Origin of the sequence: Cellulomonas fimi, assembly GCF_028583725.1 — a bacterium.
Taxonomy (GTDB): domain Bacteria; phylum Actinomycetota; class Actinomycetes; order Actinomycetales; family Cellulomonadaceae; genus Cellulomonas; species Cellulomonas fimi_B.
Genome location: NZ_CP110680.1, coordinates 2,085,570 through 2,112,111, shown reverse-complemented (window position 1 = coordinate 2,112,111; position 26,542 = coordinate 2,085,570). Strand labels below are relative to the sequence as shown.

The window sequence follows — 26,542 nt, the reverse complement described above, 5'->3', positions numbered from 1 at the left end:
CTGCCGGCGCACGTCTGGACGTCGGGCTCGCGCCACGTCGTGTCTGTACCGGAAAAGCCTGGTCTGCCCCTTGACCGGGCGCACGGCTCGTCGGAAGACTTCCCGCGGGGCGCCGTGGAAGCGCTCTCAGATCACTGTCGCTCCCGAGCACCGTGCTGACCGAGAGCCGGTACGTCGACGCGTGCCGGCCGGGACGGTGACACGAGTCACCGCCCCTTGTCCGCTCGCAACCTGCCTCCCGGCACCGAAGCCGTCCGCGCGGCGCACCCGTCGACGCGGTCGGCTCCGGCGTCCCGTCGCGCCGCCACCGCCGCCCACGCCATGCCCGTGACGTCTCGAGAAACGGAAGCACTCCCATGCGCCAGCACCGGGCCAGCGCCACCCTCCGCACCGGACGACCGTCAGGCCGCCGTCGTGACGCGGCACGCCTCCGCACCGCTCTCGCGTCAGCGGGCATCCTCGCGTTCCTCGTCGTCGCCCCCGTCGCCCCGCCCGCCACGGCCGCCACGACGGACGACGGACGTCTCACCGGCACCTACGAACGCCTGCACGCCGACCCGCCGCTGCCCTCACCCGTCGACCCGGCTCTCGCCGGGCCCGCGGGCGCGGCGACCCCACCCGCCGACCGCGCCGCGTCCGGCGCCGCGACGGGAGCGGGCGTGCCCGACGACACCCACGACCTCGTCCGGCTCGCCGACGGCACCGGCGTGCAGGTCGACGGCGACGCGGGCCTCTTCGACGGCGTCGCACCAGGCCAGCGCGTGCGCGTGACCGGAACGCCGTCGGCGGACGCACCCGACGTCGGCGAGGCGAGCGCGACCTTCGAGGGCACGGCCGTGCGCACGCTCTCCGCCGCACCCGCCACGGCCGCCGACGCCCCCCGCACGGTCGCCGTGGTCCTGCTCCGCCTCGGGCCCACCGGCACGGAGCCCGTGACCGCCGACGACGCCCGCCACGCCTTCTTCACCGCGCCGGACTCGGTCGCGGCGTACTTCCGCGAGAGCTCGTGGTCGCAGCTCGAGCTGCGCGGCCGCGACCGCCCCGACGGCGACGTCTTCGGCTACCTCGAGATCCCCGCCGACACCGGCTGCTGGGGCGAGGCGTCGGCCGGGACGGACGCGGCGCAGGCGGCCGGCCTCGACCTGACCGGCTACGACCATGTCGCGTTCGTGCTCGACTCCCCCGACCGCGGCTGCTGGTACGGCGGGTGGGCCTCCATCGGTGGGCAGGCGTCGGTGAACCTCTGGGCGGGCGACAGCGGGACGCGCGCGGTCGCGCAGCACGAGCTCGGCCACAACCTCGGGCTCAACCACGCGAACGCGCTCGTCTGCACCGCCGCCGACGGCCGTCCGACACCCGTCGAGGAGCCCGGCGGCTCGTGCGCGGTGCAGGAGTACGGCGACCCGTTCGACGCCATGGGCGACACCTGGAACCAGATGCAGTTCTCCGCCAACTACAAGGCCCGCCTCGGCTGGATCCCCCCGTCGCGCGTCACGACCGTCACCGCGTCCGGGACGTACACGCTCGCGCCGTCCGAGACGCCGACGGACCAGGCGCAGGACCTGCGCGTCCCGCTGCCGTCCGGCGAGTACTACGACCTCGACCTGCGGCAGCCGTACGGCGAGGCCTGGGACGCCAAGGTCAGCCGCTACCCGGCGCTCATGAACGGCGTCGAGATCCGCCGGGCCACCGACGCCGGCACCTCGCTCGTCGACACGACGCCCGGCGACGGGCACGACGACGCAGCGCTCCAGGTCGGCCGGACGTTCACGGACGCCGCCGCCGGGGTGTCCGTCCGGACGGAGTCGGTCGGGCCCGCGGGTGCGGTCGTGCGCGTCGAGCTCGGCACGGTCGTCGGCGGCGCCTACGCGAGCACCTACCCGACGATGACGTTGCGCGGCACGAGCACCGGGTGGGCCCCCGTGCCGATGGTGCTGGTCGCCGACCACACGTGGCGGCTCACCATGCCGTTCGGCGCGCACCCCGACGAGGCGCTGCTGTTCGACACCGACGGCACGGGCACCGTCACGTTCGGCGACGCGGGCGGCGACGGGACGGCCGAGCCCGCTGGCCCGCGCACGCCCATGTCGCAGGGCCCCGCGGTCTACGAGGTGACGTTCCGCGACGACACGCTCGCCTACGCGGTCGAGCGCGTCTGGTGACGAGGACGGGCCGCCGCGCACGACGACGCCGCGGTCCGTGCCCACCCCGGCGCGGTCCGTGCGCCACGACGACGCGCGGACCGCGCCGGGCGCGTCAGGCCTCGGCCGGCACCACGCGGGGCCACAGGTCGTCCGTCGGCGGCGCCCACGACGCGGCGTCGGCGGGCACCTGCTCGCCCGAGCGGATGTCCTTGACCTGGTCCCCCTCGTCACCACCGGGCTGCCCGAGGAACCACACGAACGGGATGCCGCGGCGGTCGGCGTGCCGGATCTGCTTGCCGAACTTCGCCGCCGACGGTGCCACCTCGACCGGGATGCCCCGCGAGCGGAGCGCGGCGGCGACGGCGTCGGACCGCGACCGGTCCGCCTCGTCCGTCACGGCGACCAAGACCGCCGACGGCACCGACCGGGTCGCACGGACGAGGCCGCCACCGAGCAGGCGCGAGACGAGCCGCGACACGCCGATCGAGAGGCCGACTCCCGGGTACGTCGTCGACCCGTCGGACGCGAGCGTGTCGTACCGGCCGCCCGAGCAGATCGAACCGAGCTGCTCGTGGCCGACGAGGACCGTCTCGTAGACGGAACCCGTGTAGTAGTCGAGGCCGCGCGCGATCTTGAGGTCGGCGACGACGACGCCGGGTGCCCGCTGCGCGGCCGCCCGCACCAGCGCGCCGAGCTCGGCGAGGCCCTCGTCGAGCAGCGGGTGCTCCGCACCGTGCCGGGCGGCGACCGCCCGCACCGCGTCGACGACCGACTCGTCCTCGCCCTGGACGCCCGCGAGCTCCAGGCAGGCCTGCGCCTGCTCCGGGGTCGCGCCCGCCTCCGCGACGAGCAGCTCCGCGACGGCCGGTCCGCCGATCTTGTCGAGCTTGTCGATGCCGCGCAGCACCGCCTCGACGTCGTCGAGCCCGAGCCCGCGGTAGAAACCCTCCGCGACCTTGCGGTTGTTCACGAGGATGCGCACCGGCGGCAGTCCGACCTCACGCAGCGCCGCGAGCGCGTCCGCCATCACGAGCGGCAGCTCGACCTCGTAGTGGTACGGCAGCTCACCCGCCGCGACGACGTCGATGTCCGCCTGGACGAACTCGCGGAACCGGCCGTCCTGAGGGCGCTCGCCGCGCCACACCTTCTGGATCTGGTAGCGGCGGAACGGGAACGCGAGGTGCCCGGCGTTCTCCAGCACGTACCGCGCGAACGGCACCGTGAGGTCGAAGTGCAGCCCGAGCCGGCCCCCACGGTCCGGGCTCTCGGGGTCCTCCTGGAGCCGCGACAGGACGTAGACCTCCTTCGAGGTCTCCCCCTTGCGCAGCAGCTGGTCGAGCGGCTCGACCGCGCGCGTCTCGATGCCCGCGAACCCGTGCAGCTCGAACGTGCGGCGCAGGACGTCGAGCACGTGCTGCTCGACGATGCGCCCGTCGGGCAGCCACTCGGGGAATCCGGACAGGGGTGTGGGTCGCGCCATGGTGCGGAAGTCTTCCAGACCCTCCGACCGGGACGCGCCCGCGTTCCGCCCGGACGCGGGCAGCCGGGTCAGCGGGGCGCCAGGAACGGGTTGGTCGCGAGCTCCGTCGCGACGTCGCTCGCCGGACCGTGCCCGGGCACGACGACCGCGCGGGGGTCGAGCCGGGCGACGACCTCGCGCAGCGTCCGGGCCATCGTCGGACCGTCCCCGCCGGGCAGGTCGGTCCGTCCGATCGTCCCCGCGAACAGCACGTCGCCCGTCAGCACGACCGGCCGCCCGTCGCCGTCGTCGAGCAGGTACAGCGTCGAGCCCTCCGTGTGCCCCGGCGCGTGCCGCGCCACCACCGACACGTCGCCGACCTGCCACGTCACGTCGGCGCTGCGGCCGTCGCCGGCCTCGTCGCCGAAGGTCTCGACGCGCGCCGGGCGGTGGTGGCCGTGGAGGTCGACGCCCGCGGCCGTGAGCGCCTGCCCGAGCGGGCCGGACGGGTCGTGCGCGGCGCCGCCCAGGGGGCCGAGCGTGCCGAACGGGTCCTCCAGCCGGTACGCGTCCGCGGCGTGCACCCGCACGGGCACGTCGAGCGCGTCCGCGAGGGCACCCGCGTCCCAGGTGTGATCGGCGTGGCCGTGCGTGACGAGCACGGCCACGGGCCGCAGGCCACGCGCGGCGATCTCCCCGGCGACCGTGGCCGCGACGCCCGCACCCGGGTCGACGACGACGCACGCGCCGTCCGCGGCCACGACGACGGTGCACCGGGCCGCGAACACGGGGGCGAGGAACGTCAGCAGATCCATGCCCCGCACGGTAGCCCGCAGGGCCCGCTGGGCGTCCGCGCGTCGGTCGTTGCCTCGACCAGGGCGCGGGCTGCCTAGACTGTCCGGGGTTCCTTCGTGCGGTGCGGCAGGTCGACGCCTGCGGTGCCGCACCGTCGACGCGAGGAGTGTGCGTGTCCAGCAAGCGCGAGCGCGAGTACGAGCGCCGCCGGTACGAGAAGTGGCAGGAGCGTCAGGTGCAGGCGCGGGCGCGCCATCGTCGCCAGCGCGTGATCGCGGGTTCCGTCGTGGGGGTGCTCGTCCTCGGCCTCGGCATCGGTGCCGCGGTCGCCCTGACCCGCGACGACGCGCCGCCCGCCGCCGACGCCACGACCCCGCCGGCCGCGACGCCGGACCCGGGCGCGACGGCGCGCACGGGCAACGGCGGCGTCGTGCCCGACCCGGCAGCGGCCGAGGGGCGCACGTGGAACGGTGAGCTCGCCCTGACCCAGGGCACTATCGGCTTCGAGCTCGACGGCTCCGCCGCGCCGCAGGCTGTCGCGAACTTCGTCACGCTCGCGGGCGAGGGCTACTTCGACGGCACCGACTGCCACCGCCTCACGACCCAGGGCATCTACGTCCTGCAGTGCGGGGACCCGACGGCCACCGGCACGGGCGGCCCGGGCTACTCGTGGGGGCCGATCGAGAACGCGCCCTCCGACGACGTCTACCCCGCGGGCACGATCGCCATGGCCCGCCAGGGCGGCAACGGCGAGTCCATGGGCAGCCAGTTCTTCCTCGTGTACGAGGATTCGCAGATCCCGTCGGACTCGGCGGGTGGTTACACCGTGTTCGGCCGCATCACGTCCGGGTTGGACGTGCTGCAGGCCATCGCTGACGCGGGCACCGTGGAGGGGTCCGAGACCCCGGTGTCCACCGTCACCATCGAGGGAGTGGAGACCCAGTGACCGAGACCCCCGCATCGACGTCCTCGCCGCAGGACCCGACGCCCACTCCCCCGCCCTCCGCCCCGACGGCCGCCCCGGTCGAGCCGCAGACGCCCGAGGCCACCGACGACGACACGACGACCGACGACTCCGCAGCGGACGGGACGATCGCGCCGGCCGACGCCGTGACGCCGGACGAGACGGCTCACGCCGCCGACGAGGCACCGGCTGCCGACGTCGCCGCTGCCGAGACGTCCGCGGACACCGAGACGGCACCGGCCGACGAGTCCGGACCCGCCGACGAGGTCGCCCCCACCGACGCGACGGCACCCACCGACGCGACTGCCGACGAGGCGGCACCCGCCGACGACACGTCGGCGACCGAGACCACCGCCGCCGACGACACGGCTGTGGCCGAGACGGTGCCCGAGCCGACGGCCGAGACCGACGAGACGCCGACGCCGTCGACCGACGACGCGGCGTCCGAGGCGGGCGACGAGCCGACGACCCAGGCGGGCGACGAGCCGACGTCCGAGGCCCCCGCGGTCCCGACCCCGCGCCCGACGCCCGCGTCGGCGCGCCCGGGTCCGCGGCCGCGTCCGATCCCGCATCCGCCCACCGCGGCGGCAGCGGCCGCCCCGACGCCCGCGGCCGCACCGGTCCCCGCCCCTGACGACAGCGCGGAGGCCGCGCACGCCGCGACGTTCGGCTCGGTCGACGCCGACGGCACGGTGTCGGTGCGCGAGGCCGCGGGCGAGCGCGTCGTCGGGCAGTTCCCGGGCGCGTCGAGCGAGGAGGCGCTGGCGCTGTACGTCCGCCGCTTCCTCGACCTCCAGGCGAAGGTCACGCTCTTCGAGGCCCGCCTGCAGGCGACGGACCTCTCGGTCAAGGAGATCGACCAGACGCTGACGCGCCTGACGGAGGAGCTCAAGGAGCCCGCGGCGGTCGGTGACCTCGACGCGCTGCGCGAGCGGCTGGAGTCGCTGCGCTCGGTCGCGGCCGAGCGTCGCGCCGCCGCGGAGGCGGAGCGGCAGGCGGCGCGGCAGGTCGCGCTCGAGGCGCGCACGGCGATCGTCGAGCAGGCCGAGAAGATCGCGGCGACCGACCCCGCGCGGATCCAGTGGCGTCCGGCGGGCGAGCAGCTGCGCACGCTGCTCGAGGAGTGGAAGACCGCGCAGCGCAGCGGGCCGCGCCTGGACCGGCCGACGGAGGAGTCGCTGTGGAAGCGGTTCAGCCACGCCCGGACGACGTTCGACCGTGAGCGGCGGCACTTCTTCGCCGAGCTGGAGGCGCGCAACGCGGGCGCCAAGGCCGCGAAGGAGGAGCTGGTCGCCGAGGCCGAGCGCCTGCAGGACAGCTCGGACTGGGGCCCGACGGCGGGTGCGTTCCGCGACCTCATGACGCGGTGGAAGGCTGCGGGCCGCGCGAGCCGCGCGGACGACGACGCGCTGTGGGCCAGGTTCCGGGCCGCGCAGGACGCGTTCTTCGCGGCGCGTGACGCGCACTCGGCCGCGACGGACACGGAGTTCCGCGCCAACCTCGAGGTCAAGGAGGCGCTGCTCACGGAGGCGGAGGCGCTGCTCCCGGTGCGCGACCTCAACGCGGCGAAGCAGGCCATCCGCTCGATCCAGGACCGGTGGGAGGCGGCGGGCAAGGTGCCGCGCGCCGACATCCAGCGGGTCGAGGGCCGCCTGCGGGCGGTCGAGTCGGCGATCCGCGACGCGGAGCAGGCGCAGTGGCGCCGGACCAACCCGGAGACGCGCGCCCGCGCCGAGGGGGCGGCCGCGCAGCTCGAGCAGGCGATCGCCGGTCTCGAGGCGGACCTGGAGCGTGCGAAGTCGGCGGGTGACGCCCGCAGGATCGCCGACGCGCAGGCCGCGCTCGACGCCCGCCGGTCGTGGCTGGAGCAGGTGCAGCGCGCCGCGGAGGACGCACGCGGCTGATCGGCACGACGCGCCGTCGTCCACAGCCGGAGCCGGGCCACCCCACGGGTGTGCCCGGCTCCGTCATGCTGGCGCGCGTGACGAACCTCGACGAGCTGCGGCCGCGCACCCCCGTGCTCCCGACGGTGGTGCGCCGACGCGACGTGGGGGACGCGGCGTTCTTCGCGCTCGTCCGCGACGGCGTGCTGCGGCGCGTGTGGGGCGACGTCGCGGTCGTCGCCGACCTCCCCTCGTCGCCCGAGCTCCGCGGCGCGGCGCTGCTCGACGAGGTGCCGCGCGGCGGCGTCGTCGGGCGGAGCAGCGCGGCGTGGGTGCACACGGGCGGCGCGGCGCCCGACCGGGTCGAGGTGCTCGTCGGCAGCGGCCGGCACCCCGTCGCGCCGAGTGCGTGGCGGACATCCGCGGAGGCGTCGCTGTCGGCGTCCGACGTGCAGCTCGTCGGCCGGCTGCGGGTCACGACGGTGCACCGCACGGGCACGGACGTGGCGCGGTTCCTGCCGCCCGTGCGCGCCCGCCGGCTGCTCCTCGACCTGATGGCCGCGGGGTTCGACCCGTCCGCCGCGCTGCGCGCGCTCGACGACCTGCGCGGCCAGCGGGGCGTCCGGCAGGCACGCGACGTGCTGCGCAGCCTCCGCATGCCGTCAGGCGCGGATGACGGGCTCCCCCGCGGCCTTGGCGCCGGTGATCCGGTACACGTCGAAGACGCCCTCGACCTTGCGCACGGCGGCCAGCACGGACGCGAGGTGCGACGGCTCGGCCATCTCGAACACGAAGCGCGACAGCGCGACCCGGTCGCGTGACGTCGAGACGGACGCCGACAGGATGTTGACGTGGTGGTCCGACAGGACGCGCGTGACGTCGGACAGCAGGCGGCTGCGGTCGAGCGCCTCGACCTGGATCTGCACGAGGAACAGCGTGGAGCTCGTGTGGCTCCACTCGACGTCGACCATACGCTCGGGCTGCGACCGCAGGGCGTCGACGTTCACGCAGTCGGAGCGGTGCACGCTGACGCCGGCGCCGCGCGTGACGAAGCCGACGATGTCGTCGCCCGGGACGGGCGTGCAGCACTTGGCGAGCTTGACCCAGATGTCGTCGACGCCCTTGACCACGACGCCGGTGTCGCCGGTCCGGACCCGCCGGGCCGTCGGGCCGGGACGCGCCGTCTCGGCGAGGTCCTCCTCCGCCGCGGGCTCCCCGCCGAGCGAGTGGACGAGCCGCTGCACGACGGTCGCCGCGGACACCTGGCCCTCGCCGATCGCCGCGTACAGCGCCGACACGTCCTGGTAGCGCATCTCGTTCGCGAGCGCGACGAGGGACTCGTGCGACAGCAGCCGCTGAATCGGCAGGTTCTGCTTGCGCATCGCCTTCGCGATCGCGTCCTTGCCGTGCTCGATCGCCTCCTCGCGGCGCTCCTTCGAGAACCACTGGCGGATCTTGTTGCGGGCGCGCGGGCTCTTGACGAAGCCGAGCCAGTCGCGCGACGGGCCCGCCGTCTCGGACTTGGACGTGAAGACGTCGACCACGTCACCGTTCTCGAGCGCCGAGTCGAGCGGCACGAGCCGACCGTTGACGCGCGCGCCCATGGTCCGGTGGCCGACCTCGGTGTGCACCGCGTACGCGAAGTCCACGGGGGTCGAGCCGGAGGGCAGCGCGATGACGTCGCCCTTGGGCGTGAAGACGTAGACCTCGGACCCGGCGATCTCGAACCGCAGCGAGTCGAGGAACTCGGTGGGGTCGGCGGTCTCCTTCTGCCAGTCGACGAGCTGGCGCAGCCAGACCATGTCGTTGCCGGCGGCGTCCGTCTGGCCGTTCGCCGCGTTCTTCGCGGTCTCCTTGTACTTCCAGTGCGCCGCGACGCCGTACTCCGCGCGCCGGTGCATGTCGTGCGTGCGGATCTGGATCTCGACCGGCTTGCCACCGGGCCCGATCACGGTCGTGTGCAACGACTGGTAGAGGTTGAACTTCGGCATCGCGATGTAGTCCTTGAACCGGCCCGGGACCGGGTTCCACCGCGCGTGCAGGGCGCCGAGCGCCGCGTAGCAGTCCCGCACCGTGTCGACCAGGACGCGCACGCCGACCAGGTCGTAGATGTCGGCGAAGTCGCGGCCGCGCACGATCATCTTCTGGTAGATCGAGTAGTAGTGCTTCGGCCGGCCCGTGACCGTGGCCTTGATCTTCGCGGACCGCAGGTCGGCGCCGACCTGCTCGCGGACCACGGCCAGGTACTCCTCGCGCGCCGGCGCGCGCTCCGCCACGAGGTGCACGATCTCGTCGTAGAGCTTCGGGTACAGCGTCGCGAACGACAGGTCCTCGAGCTCCCACTTGATCGTGTTCATGCCGAGGCGGTGGGCCAGCGGCGCGTAGATCTCGAGCGTCTCGCGCGCCTTCTTCTCCGCCGACGACGACGCGACGAACTTCCACGTGCGCGCGTTGTGCAGCCGGTCGGCGAGCTTGATGACGAGCACGCGGATGTCGCGCGACATCGCGACGACCATCTTGCGGACCGTCTCGGCCTGCGCCGCGTCGCCGTACGTGACCTTGTCGAGCTTCGTGACGCCGTCGACGAGCATCGCGACCTCGGGCCCGAACTCGCGGCGCAGCTGGTCGAGCGAGTACTCGGTGTCCTCGACCGTGTCGTGCAGGAGCGCGGCGGCGAGCGTGGACGGCGTCATGCCGAGCTCGGCGAGGATCGTCGCGACGGCGACGGGGTGCGTGATGTACGGGTCGCCGCTCTTGCGCAGCTGCCCGCGGTGCGCCTTCTCCGCGACGACGTACGCCTGCTCGACCACGGTCAGGTCGGCCTTCGGGTGGTTGGTGCGCGCCGCCTGCAGCACGGGCTCGAGGGCCGGGAAGGCCGGACCCGACCGCTGGCCGAACCGCTGGAGGCGGGACCGGACGCGGCTGGACGCGCTCGCGCCGTTGTCGGTCGCGACGTCCGGGACGGCGGTCTCGGGCGCTCGGACGTCGTCGCTCATGCCACCCCTCCCGCGGTCGTCGCCCCCGGGGACGTCACGGCGGCCTGTGGCGGGACGCCCGACCCGCGGGGACCGGATCGCAGCAGTCTACGTCCGCGCGCAGGCCACCACCGACACGCGTCCGCCCGCGTCACCGCGTCGGACGAGGTCAGGGCACCTGCACGAGCGCGTCGACGGGCAGGTCGCCGAGCCGCGCGCGGCCGTCGAGGCCGAGCAGCTCGACGAGGAACGACAGGCCGACGACGTCGGCACCGCACCGCTGCAGCAGCGCGACGGTCGCGGCGGCGGTCCCTCCCGTGGCCAGCACGTCGTCGATCACGAGCACGCGCGCGCCCGCGGGCACCGTGAACGGGTGGATCTCGACCGATGCGTGGCCGTACTCGAGCTCGTAGTGCTCGATCGCGGTCGGTCCCGGCAGCTTGCCCGCCTTGCGGACCGGCAGCACACCGGCGCCGAGCGCCGTCGCGACGGGGGCCGCGAGCAGGAACCCGCGGGCCTCCATCCCGGCGACGAGGTCCACGCCCGCGGGGGCGTCGGCCGCGATCGCGTCGACCACGCCCGCGAACGCGGGGCCGTCGGCCAGGAGCGGGGTGATGTCGCGGAACAGCACGCCGGGCTGCGGGTAGTCGGGCACCCGCCGGACGAGCTCGTCGACGCGCGCGAGCAGCGCCGCACGGCCCGCGGGGGCGCCGCCCGAGAGCGCCCCCGCGGTCGATCCGTCGATGGAGGTCATCACCGGCGCCGCTTCGGCTGCGCGGCGACACCCTGGTGCGCGCCCGGTCGGAGCTGGCCCGCCGAGTGGATCGTCGCAGCCGCAAGCGCCTCGGGGTCCTCGTCGTCCGACCCGCCCGTGCGCCGCTGCGCGCGTGCCGCGAGCACCTTGCGCGTGTGCTCGCGGATCGCGGGCTCACGCTCGCGCAGCGACACCTCGACCGGGGTGGCGAGGAAGATCGACGAGAACGTGCCGACGAGCATGCCGACGAACAGCGCGAGCGCGATGTCGCGCAGCGTGCCCGCACCCAGGACGAACGCGCCGACGAACAGGATCGACGCGACGGGCAGGAGCGCCACGACCGAGGTGTTGATCGACCGCACGAGCGTCTGGTTGACCGCGAGGTTCGCCTTCTCCGCGTAGGTGAAACGGGTCTGGTCGAGCGTGTCGGCCGTGTTCTCGCGCACCTTGTCGAACACGACCACGGTGTCGTAGATCGAGTACCCGAGGATCGTGAGGAAGCCGATGACCGTCGCCGGCGTGACCTCCCAGCCGACCCCGGCGTACACGCCCGCGGTGATGATCAGGTCGTGGAACAGCGCGACGAGCGCGGCGATCGCCATCCGCCAGTTGCGGAAGTAGATCGTCATCACGATCGTCACGAACAGCAGGAAGACGAGGATGCCGGTGATCGCCTTGCGCGAGATGTCGGCGCCCCACGAGGGGCCGATGAACGACGTCGTCACCTGCTCCTTGGGGACGTCGAACGCCTCGGCGAGCGCGCCCTGGACCTCCTCGACGTCCGCGTTGCTCAGCTCGGCCGTCTGGATGCGCAGGCTCTGCCCACCGACGGTCGTCACCTTCGGCGACTCACCGGGTGCGACGCCCTGCACGGTGTCGATCGCGAGCTGCTGGTCGAGGCTCTCGACGTTCGAGACGACGAACTCGGAGCCGCCGCGGAACTCGATGCCCGGGTTCAGGCCGGGCTTGATGAGCAGCACCGCGGAGACCGCCACGAGGATCGCGGAGATCGTGTACCAGACGCGACGGCGGCCGACGATGTCGTACGACCGGCGCCCCGTGTAGAGGTCGTTGCCCCACTGGGCGAATCCCTGGGCCATCAGTGCTCGCTCCCCTCGGTGCGCCCGGTCCGGGGCTCGTCCTGCGCGGCTGCGTCAGGCGTCGGTTCGGGCGCCTCGGGCGGCGGTGCCGACCCGTCGCCGGCAGCCGCGCGGGCCGCCGCGCGGCGCTCCGCGATGGTCGGGCCGGACGTGGCGGCGGCGCTGCTCGTGCCGACGCCGACCGGGACGCGGTCGCCGTCCTTCTTCGCCGACTTGCCGGTGGTGGACGGGGAGACGACGCGACCCCGACCGGCGTAGCGCACCGTGTCGACGCCGAGGCGGCGCGGGTCGAGGCCGGACGCCGGGTGACCGTCGCCGAAGAACTTGGTGCGGGCGATCAGCGTCATCATCGGGTGCGTGAAGAGGAACACCACGATCACGTCGATGATCGTCGTGAGTCCCAGGGTGAAGGCGAAGCCGCGGACGCCGCCGACGGTCAGCGCGTAGAGCACGATCGCCGCGATGAAGTTGACCGCGTCGGACGCCAGGATCGTGCGACGCGCCCGTTCCCAGCCGCGCTCGACGGCGGCCTGGAGCGTCCGGCCCTCGCGCAGCTCGTCACGGATGCGCTCGAAGTACACGATGAACGAGTCCGCGGTGATACCGATCGCGACGATCAGACCCGCGACGCCGGGCAGCGACAGGCGGTAGCCCTGCGTCCACGACAGCAGCGTGATGACGCCGTAGGTGAGGACCGCGGCCACGATCAGGGACGCCACCGTGAGGAGGCCGAGGGCGCGGTACTGGAAGAGCGAGTAGATGACGACGAGGATCAGTCCGATGAGGCCGGCGATGAGGCCCTTCTGGAGCTGCTCCGACCCGAGCGTCGCGGAGATCTGCTCCTCGCTCATGACCTCGAAGGTCAGCGGCAGCGACCCGAAGTTCAGCTGGTTCGCCAGCGTCGCGGCCGACTCCTGCGTGAAGCTCCCCGAGATCTCGGGCTTGCCGTTGGAGATGATCGTGCCGGGCGAGAGGCTCGGCGCCGAGATGACGAGCCCGTCGAGCACGAAGGCGAACTGGTTCTGCGGCGCCGACAGGCCCTGCAGACGCGTCGTGACCTCCGTGAACGTCGTCGTGCCCTTGGGGCTGAACTCGAGGTTGACGACCCACTCACCCGTGGTCGCGCCGGACTGCGTGGTCCGCAGGCCCGAGCTCGCGCTGTCGATCTCCTTGCCCTCGATCTCGACCGGACCCAGGATGAACTTCCCCTGACCCTCCGGGTCGCAGGTCACGAGCGCCTCGTCCGGGTCACCCGAGGCGCCACCCGTGAGGTTCTTCGGGTCCGTGCAGTCGAGCGCCTCGTACTCCGCCTGGACCGCGGGCGTCACGTAGTAGGCGATGTCGCTCGCATTGTCCGGCGACGCCTTGGACGGCGTGTCCGACGGCGCCTCCGACGCGGCGGGCGTCGGCTCGGGCGTCGCTGCGGCGTCCGCGGACGCGTCACCGGCAGCGGCGTCGCCCTCCTCGCCCGCCTGGGCGGCCGCCGACTCGGTCGGCGCGGGGGTCGCGGCCTCGTCCGTCGTGGTGGGCGTGGGCGCCCCGGCGACGAGGACGGGACGGAGCTCCATCTGCGCCGACGTCCGGACGAGCTCGAGCGTCTCCTCGCTCGGCGTGCCTGGCAGCGCGACCACGATGTTGTTGCCCTGGCTCGTGATCTCCGCCTCCGCCACTCCCGAGGAGTCCACGCGCTGACGGATGACCGCGATCGCCTGGTTGATCGTCTCGGGTGTGATGTCGCTCGCGTCCTCGGCGACCGGCGTGAGGATGATCTGCGTGCCACCCTCGAGGTCGAGCGCGAGGTTGGGCGTCCACGTGGCGTCGGACGTCTTGGTGCCGGCGAAGATCGTGCCGAAGATGGCGACGATCAGGAGCCCGAGCCACAGGAGCGTGCGGACCGGCCGGTGACGGCGGGTAGGAGGGGCCAACGGAGTCTTCTCTCGTGCGCGCACCGGTCACGCAGGTGACCGGTGGGGTCCAGGCCCGGGCGTCGTCACCCGGGCCGTGCGGTTACTTGGTGTCCGGCTCGTCGTCCTTCTTGCGCAGGACGGGCGGCAGCGTCGACAGGTCGTCGGGGACGTCGATGACCTCGTCGTTGGCGCGCGCGATGCGGTCGGCATCGGTCACGGCCTCGTCGTCGGTCGTCTCGTCGTCGGCCTCGTCCGTGTACTCGTCCTCCTCCACGGGCGGGTCGACCTTCTTGGCGATCGCGGCGCGGATCCAGCGCGTGCGGTTGCCCGGGGTCGACTCGACGGTGATGACGTCGCCGTCGACCTCCACCACGGTGCCGAACAGGCCGGAGCCGGTCATGATCTCGTCCCCGGGGGCGAGGTTGTTCCGGAACTCCTGCGCCGTGCGCTGCTGCTTGCGGCTGCGGCTCGTCATGAGCCAGAGCAGGCCGAAGGCGACGGCGACGAAGAGGAGGAAGCTGAGGTCCGGCACGAGTACGGCTCCGATCGAGTGGTGTGACTGCGGCAGTCTAGGCGCAGCGGCCCGCCGCTCCAACGTCCCGTGCCACCCCCCAGTTCCAAGGAGGGGTAAGCCTCCTGCATTTCACGCCTCCATCGCCAGCACCTCATCACGGCGCGCGGAACGAGCCGACGGGCGCGACAGTTCTTTGCTCCGCGCGACCCTTCGCGTCGTGCACTCCGCCGCCCCAGCAGGCGAGGCCCGGAGTGATGCTCCTCGCCGAGATGACGCTCGAGCATCTGACCGCGCGGCCGCCAGCAACAGCCGCACCAGAGTGGTGGCTGTGCTGGCGTGAAGAGCTCGTTGCGTCCGGAAGCACCGGGCAGCGCACCAGTCGTCCGTGGCACCGGGTCGACGGGCCGAATGGTCGGAACACGCACGCCGACTGGCGCTCGGCGCGGTTCAGGCCGTGGCGTGAAGCCTAAGCCGTCGCATACCTGGTCGCTCGACCCGCACCGGGCCGGGCCACCCAGCCGGTGCGTGGCGCCGCAATGGGCACCCCACGGCTCGGGTGGCTTGCTTCGAGCAGCAACAGCGGGGATCAGGGTCCATCACAGCACCCTGCCCTCGGGTCGGAGACGGGACGGACGCTCGCGAGCCGTCGGCGCGATGGCCATCTCGGCGCGTCCAGGCGTACGCGGTCGGGCTAGCTCAGGCCGCCTAACCTGAAAGTCACAGAGGCGGCGACGCGAAGGTAATCGACCTCGTCGGCCGGGCCCCCCGCTCGCTCCTTTTTCCTATTGTCACGGGCCCGCTAGTCCGAAGGTGCGCACCCCGGTCGTGTCCTTCGACTACCGCGTGTGATAGAAGTCTCCCGTCAGCATCGCGCAGGGCCGAAGGGGGCACTCTGATCATGAAGACACCGCTCATATCGCAATTGAATCCACTAGTCAAGGCCATCGCAGTTGGGCTGGCTGCAACTCTGACAGTGGGGGCACTGGCGACGCCGGTGGCCGCTGAGAAGAGCCCCGGGGCGCGGGACCCGCGGGCTACATCTCCGATCGCTGAAGCTAACCCCGCTGTGCCTGCCGCCGTGATCGCATTCCTACCCGACGTGGTGAAGCAGTCACGCGTTACCATCGATCCTACGTTTAGACCGGGATCCCCAATCACGTATCCCGATGGCACACCAGTCCCCGGACAATCTGAACAGGCGATCGCGGCGATTCACGCCTCTGATGCCCCCACCGGCACTGACGTGCTCTTGCTGGCGAGCGCCTACGCGTGCATGGACAAGCAGGTTTCTGGGCTTCCGGGAAACGCGTGGGGCCCAGAGTCGATCTGCGGCGTCGCCGTCTTTGGCTCCAACGGGTATTCCCGGTACTACACCTGGGGTAAGGCTCAATGGGCTGACACGTCCGGCTGCGTCCAGGGAAGAGGCTTCAGTAACGGGACACCCACCTGGTATTCGCTCTCATGCGGCACGTCCGGATCTGGATTCGTCCCCTGGGGGAACGTCCTGGGTAATCCGAAGGCCCGAGCGAAGTCGCTGGCGCCGCTGCTCGGATTCACCGGTTACTGGAGCTCTTGAGCCACGGTCGTTGGTGCGACGCGAGACGGCACACCAACGACCGTGACGAGCGGCGGAGCCGTCCGCATTCTTTCTGGTCCGCGTACGGCCCCGCCGCGTCTCCACTCCTCGCTGTTCGGGCAGCTATCGACCGTCGATCGATCCGCCGCCGAGCCTTCGCTCAACACGTCTCCCTCTGGCTGAAGCGCAGCTCGAACATGGCCCTGCGTCTCGTGTCAGATCGGAAGTGTGCGCTGTTGGGGCGACAGCCCGAGGTGCTCCCAGGCGCCGGGCAGGGCGACCCGTCCGCGCGGGGTCCGGCCGATCAACCCCTCGCGCACGAGGAACGGCTCGGCGACCGTCTCGACCGTCTCCGGCTCCTCGCCGACCGCCACCGCGAGCGTCGTCAGGCCGACCGGTCCCCCGCCGAACCGGGTGCACAGCGCCGACAGCACGGCGCGGTCCAGGCGGTCGAGACCGCGCTCGTCGACCTCGTACACCTCGAGCGCGGCGCGCGCGGCGCCGAGGTCCAGCGAGCCGTCGCCGCGCACCTCCGCCCAGTCGCGCACGCGGCGCAGCAGGCGGTTGGCGATGCGCGGGGTGCCGCGCGATCGCGACGCGATCTCCGCGGCGGCGTCCGCGGCCAGCGGGGCGCCGAGCAGGCCGGCCGAGCGCAGCAGCACGCGCTCGAGCTCGTGGGTCTCGTAGAAGTCGAGGTGGCCGGTGAAGCCGAACCGGTCGCGCAGCGGGGCGGGCAGGAGGCCCGCGCGGGTCGTCGCGCCCACGACCGTGAACGGCGGCAGGGCCAGTGGGATCGCGCTCGCGCCCGCACCCTTGCCGACGACGACGTCGACCCGGAAGTCCTCCATCGCCACGTACAGCAGCTCCTCGGCGGGCCGCGCGAGGCGGTGGATCTCGTCGAGGAACAGCACCTCGCCCTCCTCGAGGGAGGACAGGACGGCCGCGAGGTCCCCCGCGTGCTGGATCGCAGGACCGCTGGTGACGCGCAGCGACGTGCCGAGCTCGGCCGCGATGATCATGGCGAGCGTCGTCTTGCCCAGGCCGGGCGGGCCGGACAGCAGCACGTGGTCGGGTGCGCGGCCGCGGCGACGCGCGGCCTGCAGGACGAGCGACAGCTGGTCGCGCACGACACGCTGACCGACGAACTCGTCGAGCGAGCGGGGGCGCAGCGCGGCCTCGGCGGCACGTTCGAGGTCGTCGGCACCGGACCGGACCAGCGACTCGGCGGGCAGCCGTTCGGTCGCGAGCTCCTCGTCGTCAGCCATGCCCGCCGCCGAGCGTCCGCAGCGCGGCGCGCAGCACGCCCGCGACCTCGTCGGCGGCGACCGGCCCGGGGGCATCCGCGAGCACGCGCTCGACCGCGTCGCCCGCCGTCCGCGCGTTCCAACCGAGCCCCACGAGCGCCTCGACCACCTGGTCGCGCCGGTCGTCGGACGCCGACGCGGCCGCCGGGGCACCTCCCGCGGCGGGCACGGGGGCGCCGAGACGGTCGCCGAGCTCCAGGACGATCCGCTGCGCACCCTTGCGCCCGATGCCCGGGACGCGCATGAGAGCGGCGAGGTCCTCCCCCGCGACCGCACGGCGCAGACCGTCGGGCGTGTGCACGGCGAGCATCGCGAGGGCCAGCCGCGGGCCGACGCCGGACACGGTCTGGAGCACCTCGAAGACCTCGCGCTCGTCGGCGTCGGCGAACCCGAACAGCGTGAGCGAGTCCTCGCGGACGACGAGCGACGTCGACAGCGTGGCCTGCGCGCCGACCCGGAGCCCAGCGAGCGTCGCGGGCGTGGCCTGCACGAGCATCCCGACGCCGCCGACCTCGACCACCGCCGCGTCGAGCCGCACCGCCAGGACCGTCCCCCGCACCGACGCGATCACCGCGGCGTCCTCTCCGTCGTCGTCACGGCGCTACTCTCGCACATCGACCGAACACCTGTACGACAGGACACGCGCGTCACGCGCGCCGCTTGGCTGCCTGCTCCGCCGCCGCCCACGCGCGCTGCGCCGCCGTCATGGACCCGGGCGCCCGCTGCGGTGAGCCGAGCGCTCCGGCCGGTCGCCACAGGTGGCAGATCGCGAGCGCGAGCGCGTCCGCCGCGTCGGCGGGCTTCGGGATCTCGTCGAGGCTGAGCAGCCGCGCGACCATCGTCTGGACCTGCGGCTTGTCGGCACGCCCGTTGCCCGTGACCGCGGCCTTGACCTCGCTGGGCGTGTGCAGCGCGACGGGGATGCGCCGGCGGGCGGCGGCGACCATGGCGATCCCGGCGACCTGGGCCGTGCCCATCACGGTGCGCACGTTGTGCTGCGCGAACACGCGCTCCACGGCGACCGCGTCGGGCGCGTGCTCCTCGAGCCACTCCTCGATGCGCGCCTCGATGGCCAGCAGCCGCTGGTCGACCTCGTGGTCGACGGGCGACGTCGCGACGCCCACGGCGACCAGCCGTGCGCGCCGGCCGGGGAGGCCGTCGACGACGCCGAGACCGCACCGGGTCAGGCCGGGATCGACTCCGAGGACGCGCACGCTCGTATGGTCGCAGCCTCCCGGGTCGATCCCCGGGAGGCCGCGCGCCTGTCGTCAGTCGTCCTCGAGCTCCGCCATGACCTCGTCGGAGGCGTCGAAGTTCGCGTAGACGTTCTGCACGTCGTCGGAGTCCTCGAGCGCGTCGATGAGGCGCAGGATCTTGCGGGCGCCCTCGGCGTCCACCTCGATCTGGGTCGACGGCCAGAACACCACGTCGGCGGAGTCGTACTCGATGCCGGCGTCCTGCAGGGACGTGCGGACGGGCACCAGGTCGGTCGCCTCGCTCAGCACCTCGAAGGACTCGCCGAGGTCGTTGACCTCCTCGCCGCCCGCGTCGAGGACCGCCTCCATGACGGCGTCCTCGTCGGTGCCCTCCTTGGGGACGATGACGACGCCCTTGCGGCTGAAGATGTACGACACCGAGCCCGGGTCGGCCATCTGGCCGCCGTTGCGGGTGAACGCGACGCGCACGTCGGACGCGGCACGGTTGCGGTTGTCGGTGAGGCACTCGACCAGCACCGCGATGCCGCCGGGGCCGTAGCCCTCGTACATGATCGTCTGGTAGTCGGCACCGCCGGCCTCCTGGCCGGACCCGCGCTTGAGCGCGCGGTCGATGTTGTCGTTCGGGACCGACGACTTCTTCGCCTTCTGGATGGCGTCGAACAGCGTCGGGTTGCCCGCGGGGTCACCACCGCCCGTGCGGGCGGCCACCTCGATGTTCTTGACCAGCTTCGCGAAGAGCTTGCCGCGCTTCGCGTCGACGACGGCCTTCTTGTGCTTGGTGGTGGCCCACTTGGAATGACCCGACATCGGCTCTGCCTACCCCTGGCTCTCGCGGACGATCTCGACGAACAGACGGTGCACCCGGGTGTCGCCCGTGACCTCCGGGTGGAAGGAGGTGACGAGGACAGGCCCCTGGCGGACCGCGACGATCCTACCGGCGGCGGGACCCGACTCGACGCGCCCGACGACCTGGGCGGCCGGGCCGACCTCCTCGACCCACGGTGCGCGGATGAACACCGCGTGCAGCGGGCCGTCCTCGACGCCGTCGATCGTGAGGTCGGTCTCGAACGAGTCGACCTGCCGGCCGAACGCGTTGCGGCGCACCGTGACGTCGACGCCGCCGAGCGTCCGCTGCCCCTCGATGCCGCCGAGGACCCGGTCGGCGAGCAGGATCATCCCCGCGCACGACCCGTAGGCGGGCATCCCGTCGCGCAGGCGGCGCTGCACCGGCTCGAAGAGGTCGAACGCACGCAGCAGCTTGTCGATCGTCGTCGACTCCCCGCCCGGGATCACGAGCGCGTCCACCGCGTCGAGCTCGCGCTCACGACGGACGGGCACGGCGTGCGCGCCCTCGGTCGTGAGGGCGGCGACGTGCTCGCGCACGTCGCCCTGCAGGGCGAGGACTCCGACGGTCACGGTCACGACGGGCGATCCTAGTTCGCGGCCGCGAACCGTCCCGACGACGCCCGGCTGCCGGTCGCGTCCTGCGCCGCGTCCTCCGCGACGGCGGCGACGAGGTGCGCGAGGCCCGCGTGCAGGACCTCGGGCGCCGCCGCGAGGCTGATGCGCACCTGACCGTGCGCGGACGGCCCGAACGTCGAACCCGGTGCGACGGCGACGTGCCGCTCGGCGAGCAGGCGGAGCGCGAACGCGTCGGTGTCCGCGGTGCCGACGTCGACCATGAGGTAGAACGCGCCTTCGGGCCGCACGTACCCCAGGCCGGCGGCGTCCAGGATCGCGACCGCGGCGTCGCGGCGCACCCGGTACTGCGCGACGGCGTCCGTGACGACGTCCTGCGGGCCGGTGAGCGCGGCCAGTGCGGCGTGCTGCCCGGGCGCCGACGGGCACGCGATCGTCGCCTCGGCGACGTGCCCGATCGTCTCGACCAGGTCGTGCCGCGGCGTCGCGAGGAAGCCGGTGCGCCACCCCGTCATCGCGTACGTCTTCGACAGGCTGTGCTGCACGACGACACGGCCGTCGGTGTCGAACGCGGCCGGGCTGACGTGCGGCGCCCCGAACGTCACGGCCTCGTAGCACTCGTCGGACAGCACCCACAGGTCGTGCCGCCGCGCGACGCCGACGAGCCCCGCGACGACGTCCGCCGGGTACACGGCGCCGGTCGGGTTGTTCGGGCTGCACACGACGATCGCCCGCGTGCGGGGGGTCACGGCCGCGTCCACGTCGGCGAGGTCGGGGACGAACCCGTTCGCGGCGGACGTCGGGTAGGTCCGCACGACGGCGCCGACCGAGATCGCGGCCATCGCCCAGTTCGGGAACATCGGGTCGGGCAGCAGGATCTCGTCGCCCGGGCCGAGCAGCGCGGCCATCGTCATGGTCAGCCCGTGCATCGCGCCGTGCGTGACGACCACGTGGTCGGCGGACGTCGCCCGGCCGCTCACGCGCGTGACGCGCTCGGCGGCGACCTCGCGCAGCTCGGCGAGGCCCGTGCTGGCGGTGTAGCCCGCGCGCCCGTCGTGCGCGGCCCGGGCTGCGGCCTCGACGGCGTGCGCGGGCGGCGCCGTGTCGGGCTCGCCGATCTCGAGGTGGAGCGCCTCCGGGTCGCGGTGCGCGAGCTCCATCAGGGTGCGGATGCCGCTGCGGGGGATGTGCAGCGTGGGGGACGTGGGGGCCAGGGTGGGCATGCACTCGACCGTACACAGTCGACGTTACTGGTCAGTACCCCCGGGCGCCTGAACCGTCGGTCGGCCCCTGCCGCCGTCGTGCGGCTCAGTGCTCGTGCGCGAGCCCCAGGTGCCGCACCGTGCCGTCCCACCCCCGCACGAGGTCGCGCACGAGGTCGGCCAGGCCGACGGGGAAGACCTCGATCTCCACCGCGGCGAGCTCGTCGAGCGGCCACCAGCGCAGCTCGTCGAGCACGCCCGCCTCGAGCTCCGTCCAGCCCGCGCGGCTCAGCTCGCCGACCCGCGTCGAGTGCACGCGTGCCAGGTAGAGGTCCTCGTCCTGGCGGCAGTGCTGCGCGAAGAAGTCGAAGATCGCGGACCGGGTGAGCACGGGACCCTGCAGCGCGTCCGGGTCGAGGACGATCCCCGTCTCCTCGCGGAGCTCGCGCAGCGCCGCCGTCCGGGAGTCCTCGCCGTCGTCGATGCCGCCGCCGACGGTGAACCACCAGCTGCGCTCGGGCTGGTCGACGTCGTGCCCGCGCATGAGCAGCAGGCGGTCGTCCTCGTCGAGCAGGATCACCCGCGCCGCGCGGCGGAACAGCAGACCGTCCGGTCCAGGACGCCACTCCGGGCCCAGACCGTGCACCGGTCCCCCGCCGTCGGCGTGCCCGCGGGCGGCGACGGTGCTCTCACCGGCCGCCGTGAGTCCCGGCCCGGGCTCTCCGGGCAGGCCGAGGGCCGCGGACGACCTCGTGCCGTCCGCGGCCCCGGGACCGTGCAGGTCGGAGGTCACCAGCCCCGCTCGGCGAGACGGTGCGGCACCGGCACGTCGTCGACGTTGATGCCGACCATGGCCTCGCCGAGGCCGCGGGAGACCTTCGCGACGACGTCCGGGTCGTCGAAGAAGGTCGTCGCCTTGACGATCGCGGCGGCGCGCTCGGCCGGGTTGCCGGACTTGAAGATGCCGGAGCCCACGAACACGCCCTCGGCACCGAGCTGCATCATCATCGCGGCGTCGGCCGGGGTCGCGATGCCGCCCGCGGTGAACAGGACGACGGGCAGCTTGCCGGCGGTCGCGACCTCCTTGACGAGGTCGAACGGCGCCTGCAGCTCCTTGGCGGCGAGGTACAGCTCGTCCTCGGGCAGCGACGTCAGGCGGCGGATCTCGTCGCGCAGCGTGCGCATGTGCGTCGTCGCGTTCGAGACGTCACCCGTGCCCGCCTCGCCCTTGGAGCGGATCATCGCCGCACCCTCGGTGATGCGGCGCAGCGCCTCGCCCAGGTTGGTCGCGCCGCAGACGAACGGCACGGTGAACGCCCACTTGTCGATGTGGTGCGCGTAGTCGGCGGGGGTCAGCACCTCGGACTCGTCGACGTAGTCGACACCGAGCGACTGGAGCACCTGCGCCTCGACGAAGTGGCCGATACGGGCCTTCGCCATGACCGGGATGGAGACGGCCTCGATGATGCCGTCGATCAGGTCGGGGTCGCTCATGCGCGCGACGCCGCCCTGCGCACGGATGTCGGCCGGCACGCGCTCGAGGGCCATGACGGCCACGGCGCCCGCGTCCTCGGCGATCTTCGCCTGCTCCGCGGTGACGACGTCCATGATCACGCCGCCCTTGAGCATCTCCGCCATGCCGCGCTTGACGCGCGCGGTGCCGACGGCCGGCTCCTGCGTCGTGGTGGTCGGCTGGGTGTTCTCGCTGGTCACGTCGAGCCTCACATGATGTGGTGCGGGTGGAGGGCCGGGCGTCGCCCGTCCGGCCATCGTAGTCGCTCGACCGTGCGGCTCTCGGCGCGCGTCCACGCCCCGAACCGGGGCGTGGCGCACGTCTCAGACGGTTCCCGCGGTCCCGTCCACGGCCGACCCCGACACCCCGCCGACCGGCCCGTCCGACGCCCGTGCGCCCGGGCGTCCGAGCGCACCGGGCCACTCGTCGTCGAGCTCGAGCGTGCGCGGGGCCGGCGCGTGCCCCGCCAGGCGGAAGAGGCGTACGAGCGGTCCGCGACGGGCGCGCAGCGTCTGCGCGACGGCCTCGTTGTGGAACCGTCGGGCGAGCTGCACGCGGTACCAGGCCGAGCCGAGGCTGCCGAGGAGCTCGTCACCGTCCGGGTCGGCCCGCAGCGCGGCGACGTCGTCCGGGTCACCGAGCGCCTCGCGCAGGGTCGCCGACAGCTCGCTCTCGACGCGACCGCGGGCGTCCGCGTCGTTCCGCGACGGCGTCGGCTCCTCCGAGAGCATCTCGCGCATCCCCGGGGGCAGCGCGGCGACGTCCGACGTCGAGGTGCCCGTCGAGAGCGACGCCCACGCGGCCTCTGCGACCAGCACCGAGCTCACCGGGTCGAGCTGTCCCGACGTCGCGAGCCCGGCCGCGACCGTCGCGCGCCGCAGGAGCTGCGCCTCGACGACCGCCCGGGACGCCGCGACCTTGCGGTGCAGCCGGTCGAGGCGCGACGCGGCGACCCACGCCCACCACAGACCGAGCGCCACGACCAGGACGACGACGACCGTGACCTCGGACCAGCTCACCGCTCACCCCACGACCGGCGCAGCTCGAGCAGCCGCGCGCCCCGCACCGACGACGGGTCCTCGCCGACCGGCGCGTCCCGTCCGGCGACCACCATCTCGTACACCGCGTGCACCTGGTCGGTCACGACCGACCAGTCGTACCGCCGCACCGACGTGCTCGCCGTCTCGACGACGCGGGCGCGCAGGTCCGCGTCCCGCAGCACGCGCACGAGCGTGCGTGCGAGGTCCTCGCTGTCGCCCGTGCGGAACAGGACGCCCGCGGCGCCGTCGTCGAGCACGCGCGAGAACGCACCGAGGTCGCTCGCGACCACTGCCGTGCCCGCGCTCATCGCCTCGACGAGCACGATGCCGAAGCTCTCGCCCCCGGTCTGGGGCGCGCAGTAGACGTCGACCGACGCGAGCAGACGCGCTTTGTCCTCGTCCGAGACCCCGCCGAGGAACTCGACGGCGCCCGCCCGGTCGCCGAGGACCTCGCGGGCCTGGTCGGCCCCCGTCTCGCCGCGACCGGCGACGAGGAACCGGGCGCCGGGCACCTCGTCGAGCACGCGTCCCACGGCGCCGAGCAGCACGGGCAGCCCCTTGCGCGACTCGTCGAGCCGGCCCAGGAACGCGACCGTGGGCGCGGACGGCGTCCCCGTCCAGCGCGCGTCGGGGCGCGCCTGCGCGAACGCGTCGACGTAGACCCCGTTCGGGATCACGACCGCGTCACCGCCGAGGTGCTCGACGAGCGTGCGCCGCGCGTCCTCGGACACCGCGATGCGCGCGGAGATCTTCTCGAGCGACTGCCGGACCAGCGGGTACGCGACCTGCATCGAGCGCGACCGCACCTGCGACGTGTGGAACGTCGCGACGACGGGCCCGTCGGCGATCCACAGCGCGAGCATGCTGAGGCTCGGCGTCACGGGCTCGTGCAGGTGCAGCACGTCGAACTGCCCCGCGGCCAACCACTTGCGCACGCGCGCGGCCGTCATCGGCCCGAACGTCAGGCGTGCGACCGAGCCGTTGTAGCGCACCGGCACGGCCTTGCCGGCGGCCGTGAGGTACGGCGGGACGGGCGTGTCGTCATCGGCGGGCGCGAGCACCGAGACCTCGTGGCCGCGCGCGAGGAGCGCCTCGGCGAGGTCGCGCACGTGGAACTGCACGCCACCGGGCACGTCGAACGAGTACGGGCAGACGATCCCGACGCGCAGCCGGCGTCCGTCGCCGCGCGCCCGTCCGAGCCTCACGGCTCGCTCCTCGCGGCCTCGACGGTCGCCGCGTACCGGGCCGGGTCGAGGTCGTCGACGAACACCCGCTGCAGCATGTGCCAGTCCTGCGGGTACTGCCGGATGCCGTCGGCCAGGGCGTCGACCCACGCCTGCGTCATGACGCGGATCTGCTCGGCGCGCGGCAGCCCTTCCGGCACGGGCACCACCGGGCTGAACTCGATCGTGACGCCCCACGGCGAGCCTGCGGCCCGGCGGCGGGCGCCGCGCAGCCGCTCGTAGCGGACCAGCACGGGGAACAGCGGTGCGCCGGTCGACACCGCGAGCGCCGCCGGCCCCGCCGCGACGCGCGCGCGGTGTCCGAACAGGTCGACCTCGACGCCCTTCGCGGTGAGGTCGCGGTCCGCCAGCAGCGGGATCACGGCGGCGCTGCCGCGTGCGGCGCGGATGAGGTCGCGGAACACGTCGCCGCCTCCGGACAGCGGGATGATCCGCAGCCCGATGCTCTCGCGGAACGCGACGAACTCCTGGAACAGCTCCTCGGGCTCGAGGCGCTCGGCCACCGTCGTGACGGGTGCGAGGTGTCGGGTCGCCCACGCGCCCGCGAGGTCCCAGTTCCCGACGTGACCGAGCGCCATGAGGATCGGGCCGTCGGCGTCGAGGTACGGCTGCGCGCGCTCGCGGTGCACGGCGCGCACCCGGGCGTCGACCTGCTCCTGCGAGACGCCGACCAGCGCGAACGCCTCGGTGAAATATCGCATGTAGGAGCGCATGCCGGCACGGCTCAGGCGCCGCAGGGCACGCGCGTCGAGGTCGGGCCGCGCCCGGCCGAGGTTCTTCTCGAGACGCCGGACCCCGCCGCCGCGGCGCAGCCAGGTCACGTCGGCGGCGAGCCGTGCGGCGCCCCGCAGGACGGGGCCGGGCAGCTTGCCGGCGTACCGCCACGCGAGCCGGTAGAGACGGGCGACGTCGAGGTTCACTCGGTCACCCCGACGGCCTGGCGGTGGACCTTGGCCATCCGCTGCATGACGGTCACCGCCGACGCCACGGCCAGCAGGCCGAGGACGACGGTGAGCACGACGGGCGGCGCACCGAGGCCGACGGCACCGGTCGCGACGAGCACGACCACGAGTCGGTCAGCGCGCTCCGCGATGCCACCCGACGCCGTCATGCCGAGCCCCTCGGCGCGGGCGCGGGCGTACGGCACCACGGACCCGAGGACGAGGCACGCGAGCGCAAGGACGGCGGCCACGTCGTCGTCGCCCCGCCCGAAGAACCACAGGACGAGCCCGCCGAAGATCGCGCCGTCGCCGAACCGGTCCAGGGTCGAGTCGAGGAACGCGCCCCACGGCCCGGACCGCCCGGACTGCCGGGCCATGACGCCGTCGAGCGAGTCGGTGAGCGCGAACAGCCCGATGACGAGCGCCCCGAGGAACAGGTGACCCGTCGGGAAGGCCCACAGCGCGGTCACGACCACGACGAGCGTGCCCGCGATCGTCACCGCGTCGGGCGACACCCCCAGGCGGAGCAGCGCCGAGGCGAGCGGCGTGAGGACGCGCTGCATCGCGCCCCGCAGTCGGTTCAGCACGTGC

22 protein-coding genes are annotated in these 26,542 nt (G+C 73.7%); 3 read left to right on the top strand and 19 right to left on the bottom strand.

Going from position 1 to position 26,542, the window contains the following annotated elements:
* Nucleotides 1–356: 356 nt before the first annotated feature.
* Complete coding sequence (locus tag OOT42_RS09650) at nt 357–2,162, top strand: hypothetical protein (protein ID WP_273654639.1); 1,806 nt, start codon at nt 357–359, stop codon at nt 2,160–2,162.
* Nucleotides 2,163–2,256: 94 nt separating this feature from the next.
* Here OOT42_RS09650 and hisS read toward each other — a convergent pair whose 3' ends face one another.
* Complete coding sequence (gene hisS, locus OOT42_RS09645; RefSeq protein WP_273654638.1) at nt 2,257–3,624, bottom strand: histidine--tRNA ligase; 1,368 nt, start codon at nt 3,622–3,624, stop codon at nt 2,257–2,259.
* A 68-nt stretch (nt 3,625–3,692) separates the two neighbouring features.
* On the bottom strand, nt 3,693–4,418 hold the full coding sequence (locus OOT42_RS09640) for an MBL fold metallo-hydrolase (protein ID WP_273654637.1): 726 nt from the start codon (nt 4,416–4,418) through the stop codon (nt 3,693–3,695).
* Between the two features lie 152 nt (nt 4,419–4,570).
* Between OOT42_RS09640 and OOT42_RS09635 the strand changes: the two genes are divergently transcribed.
* Nucleotides 4,571–5,344: a peptidylprolyl isomerase gene (locus OOT42_RS09635; RefSeq protein ID WP_273654636.1), complete on the top strand. Its 774-nt coding sequence runs from the start codon at nt 4,571–4,573 to the stop codon at nt 5,342–5,344.
* On the top strand, nt 5,341–7,266 hold the full coding sequence (locus tag OOT42_RS09630; RefSeq protein WP_273654635.1) for a DUF349 domain-containing protein: 1,926 nt from the start codon (nt 5,341–5,343) through the stop codon (nt 7,264–7,266). The genes OOT42_RS09635 and OOT42_RS09630 overlap by 4 nt, the downstream gene beginning before the upstream one ends.
* Before the next feature lie 641 nt (nt 7,267–7,907).
* On the opposite strand, the gene OOT42_RS09625 is transcribed toward OOT42_RS09630, so the two are convergent.
* From OOT42_RS09625 to pgsA, 17 genes are all read right to left on the bottom strand, one after another.
* A complete protein-coding gene (locus tag OOT42_RS09625) occupies nt 7,908–10,241 on the bottom strand; it encodes a RelA/SpoT family protein (RefSeq protein ID WP_273654634.1) in 2,334 nt (777 codons plus the stop codon).
* A gap of 148 nt (nt 10,242–10,389) precedes the next feature.
* Complete coding sequence (locus OOT42_RS09620; protein WP_273654633.1) at nt 10,390–10,974, bottom strand: adenine phosphoribosyltransferase; 585 nt, start codon at nt 10,972–10,974, stop codon at nt 10,390–10,392.
* On the bottom strand, nt 10,974–12,074 hold the full coding sequence (secF, locus tag OOT42_RS09615) for a protein translocase subunit SecF (protein WP_273654632.1): 1,101 nt from the start codon (nt 12,072–12,074) through the stop codon (nt 10,974–10,976). Before secF ends, OOT42_RS09620 begins: the two co-directional genes overlap by 1 nt.
* Nucleotides 12,074–13,999 (bottom strand): protein translocase subunit SecD, encoded by a 1,926-nt coding sequence (gene secD / locus OOT42_RS09610; protein ID WP_273654631.1) that lies wholly within the window; start codon nt 13,997–13,999, stop codon nt 12,074–12,076. Before secD ends, secF begins: the two co-directional genes overlap by 1 nt.
* Before the next feature lie 82 nt (nt 14,000–14,081).
* On the bottom strand, nt 14,082–14,513 hold the full coding sequence (gene yajC / locus OOT42_RS09605) for a preprotein translocase subunit YajC (protein ID WP_273654630.1): 432 nt from the start codon (nt 14,511–14,513) through the stop codon (nt 14,082–14,084).
* A gap of 1,773 nt (nt 14,514–16,286) precedes the next feature.
* Complete coding sequence (gene ruvB, locus OOT42_RS09600; RefSeq protein WP_273654629.1) at nt 16,287–17,336, bottom strand: Holliday junction branch migration DNA helicase RuvB; 1,050 nt, start codon at nt 17,334–17,336, stop codon at nt 16,287–16,289.
* Nucleotides 17,329–17,946 (bottom strand): Holliday junction branch migration protein RuvA, encoded by a 618-nt coding sequence (gene ruvA / locus OOT42_RS09595; protein ID WP_273654628.1) that lies wholly within the window; start codon nt 17,944–17,946, stop codon nt 17,329–17,331. Before ruvA ends, ruvB begins: the two co-directional genes overlap by 8 nt.
* 76 nt (nt 17,947–18,022) lie before the next feature.
* Nucleotides 18,023–18,589 carry a crossover junction endodeoxyribonuclease RuvC gene (gene ruvC / locus OOT42_RS09590; RefSeq protein ID WP_273654627.1) on the bottom strand — a complete coding sequence of 189 codons (567 nt, stop codon included), beginning with the start codon at nt 18,587–18,589 and terminating at the stop codon, nt 18,023–18,025.
* 54 nt (nt 18,590–18,643) lie between these two features.
* Nucleotides 18,644–19,399, bottom strand: a complete 756-nt coding sequence (locus tag OOT42_RS09585) for a YebC/PmpR family DNA-binding transcriptional regulator (RefSeq protein ID WP_162352087.1) — start codon at nt 19,397–19,399, stop codon at nt 18,644–18,646.
* Nucleotides 19,400–19,408: 9 nt separating this feature from the next.
* Nucleotides 19,409–20,014 carry a pyridoxal 5'-phosphate synthase glutaminase subunit PdxT gene (gene pdxT, locus OOT42_RS09580; protein WP_273654626.1) on the bottom strand — a complete coding sequence of 202 codons (606 nt, stop codon included), beginning with the start codon at nt 20,012–20,014 and terminating at the stop codon, nt 19,409–19,411.
* Nucleotides 20,015–20,025: 11 nt separating this feature from the next.
* Nucleotides 20,026–21,234 carry a pyridoxal phosphate-dependent aminotransferase gene (locus OOT42_RS09575; RefSeq protein WP_273654625.1) on the bottom strand — a complete coding sequence of 403 codons (1,209 nt, stop codon included), beginning with the start codon at nt 21,232–21,234 and terminating at the stop codon, nt 20,026–20,028.
* A gap of 85 nt (nt 21,235–21,319) precedes the next feature.
* Entirely contained in the window at nt 21,320–22,006 is a 687-nt protein-coding gene (locus OOT42_RS09570; RefSeq protein WP_273654624.1) for an NUDIX hydrolase, read from the bottom strand.
* A complete protein-coding gene (gene pdxS, locus OOT42_RS09565; RefSeq protein ID WP_273654623.1) occupies nt 22,003–22,926 on the bottom strand; it encodes a pyridoxal 5'-phosphate synthase lyase subunit PdxS in 924 nt (307 codons plus the stop codon). Before pdxS ends, OOT42_RS09570 begins: the two co-directional genes overlap by 4 nt.
* A 123-nt stretch (nt 22,927–23,049) precedes the next feature.
* Nucleotides 23,050–23,745 carry a hypothetical protein gene (locus OOT42_RS09560; protein WP_273654622.1) on the bottom strand — a complete coding sequence of 232 codons (696 nt, stop codon included), beginning with the start codon at nt 23,743–23,745 and terminating at the stop codon, nt 23,050–23,052.
* On the bottom strand, nt 23,742–24,935 hold the full coding sequence (locus OOT42_RS09555) for a glycosyltransferase family 4 protein (RefSeq protein ID WP_273654813.1): 1,194 nt from the start codon (nt 24,933–24,935) through the stop codon (nt 23,742–23,744). The genes OOT42_RS09560 and OOT42_RS09555 overlap by 4 nt, the downstream gene beginning before the upstream one ends.
* 32 nt (nt 24,936–24,967) lie before the next feature.
* On the bottom strand, nt 24,968–25,930 hold the full coding sequence (locus OOT42_RS09550) for a phosphatidylinositol mannoside acyltransferase (RefSeq protein WP_273654621.1): 963 nt from the start codon (nt 25,928–25,930) through the stop codon (nt 24,968–24,970).
* Nucleotides 25,927–26,538 carry a phosphatidylinositol phosphate synthase gene (gene pgsA / locus OOT42_RS09545; protein ID WP_273654620.1) on the bottom strand — a complete coding sequence of 204 codons (612 nt, stop codon included), beginning with the start codon at nt 26,536–26,538 and terminating at the stop codon, nt 25,927–25,929. Before pgsA ends, OOT42_RS09550 begins: the two co-directional genes overlap by 4 nt.
* Between the last annotated feature and the right edge of the window lie 4 nt (nt 26,539–26,542).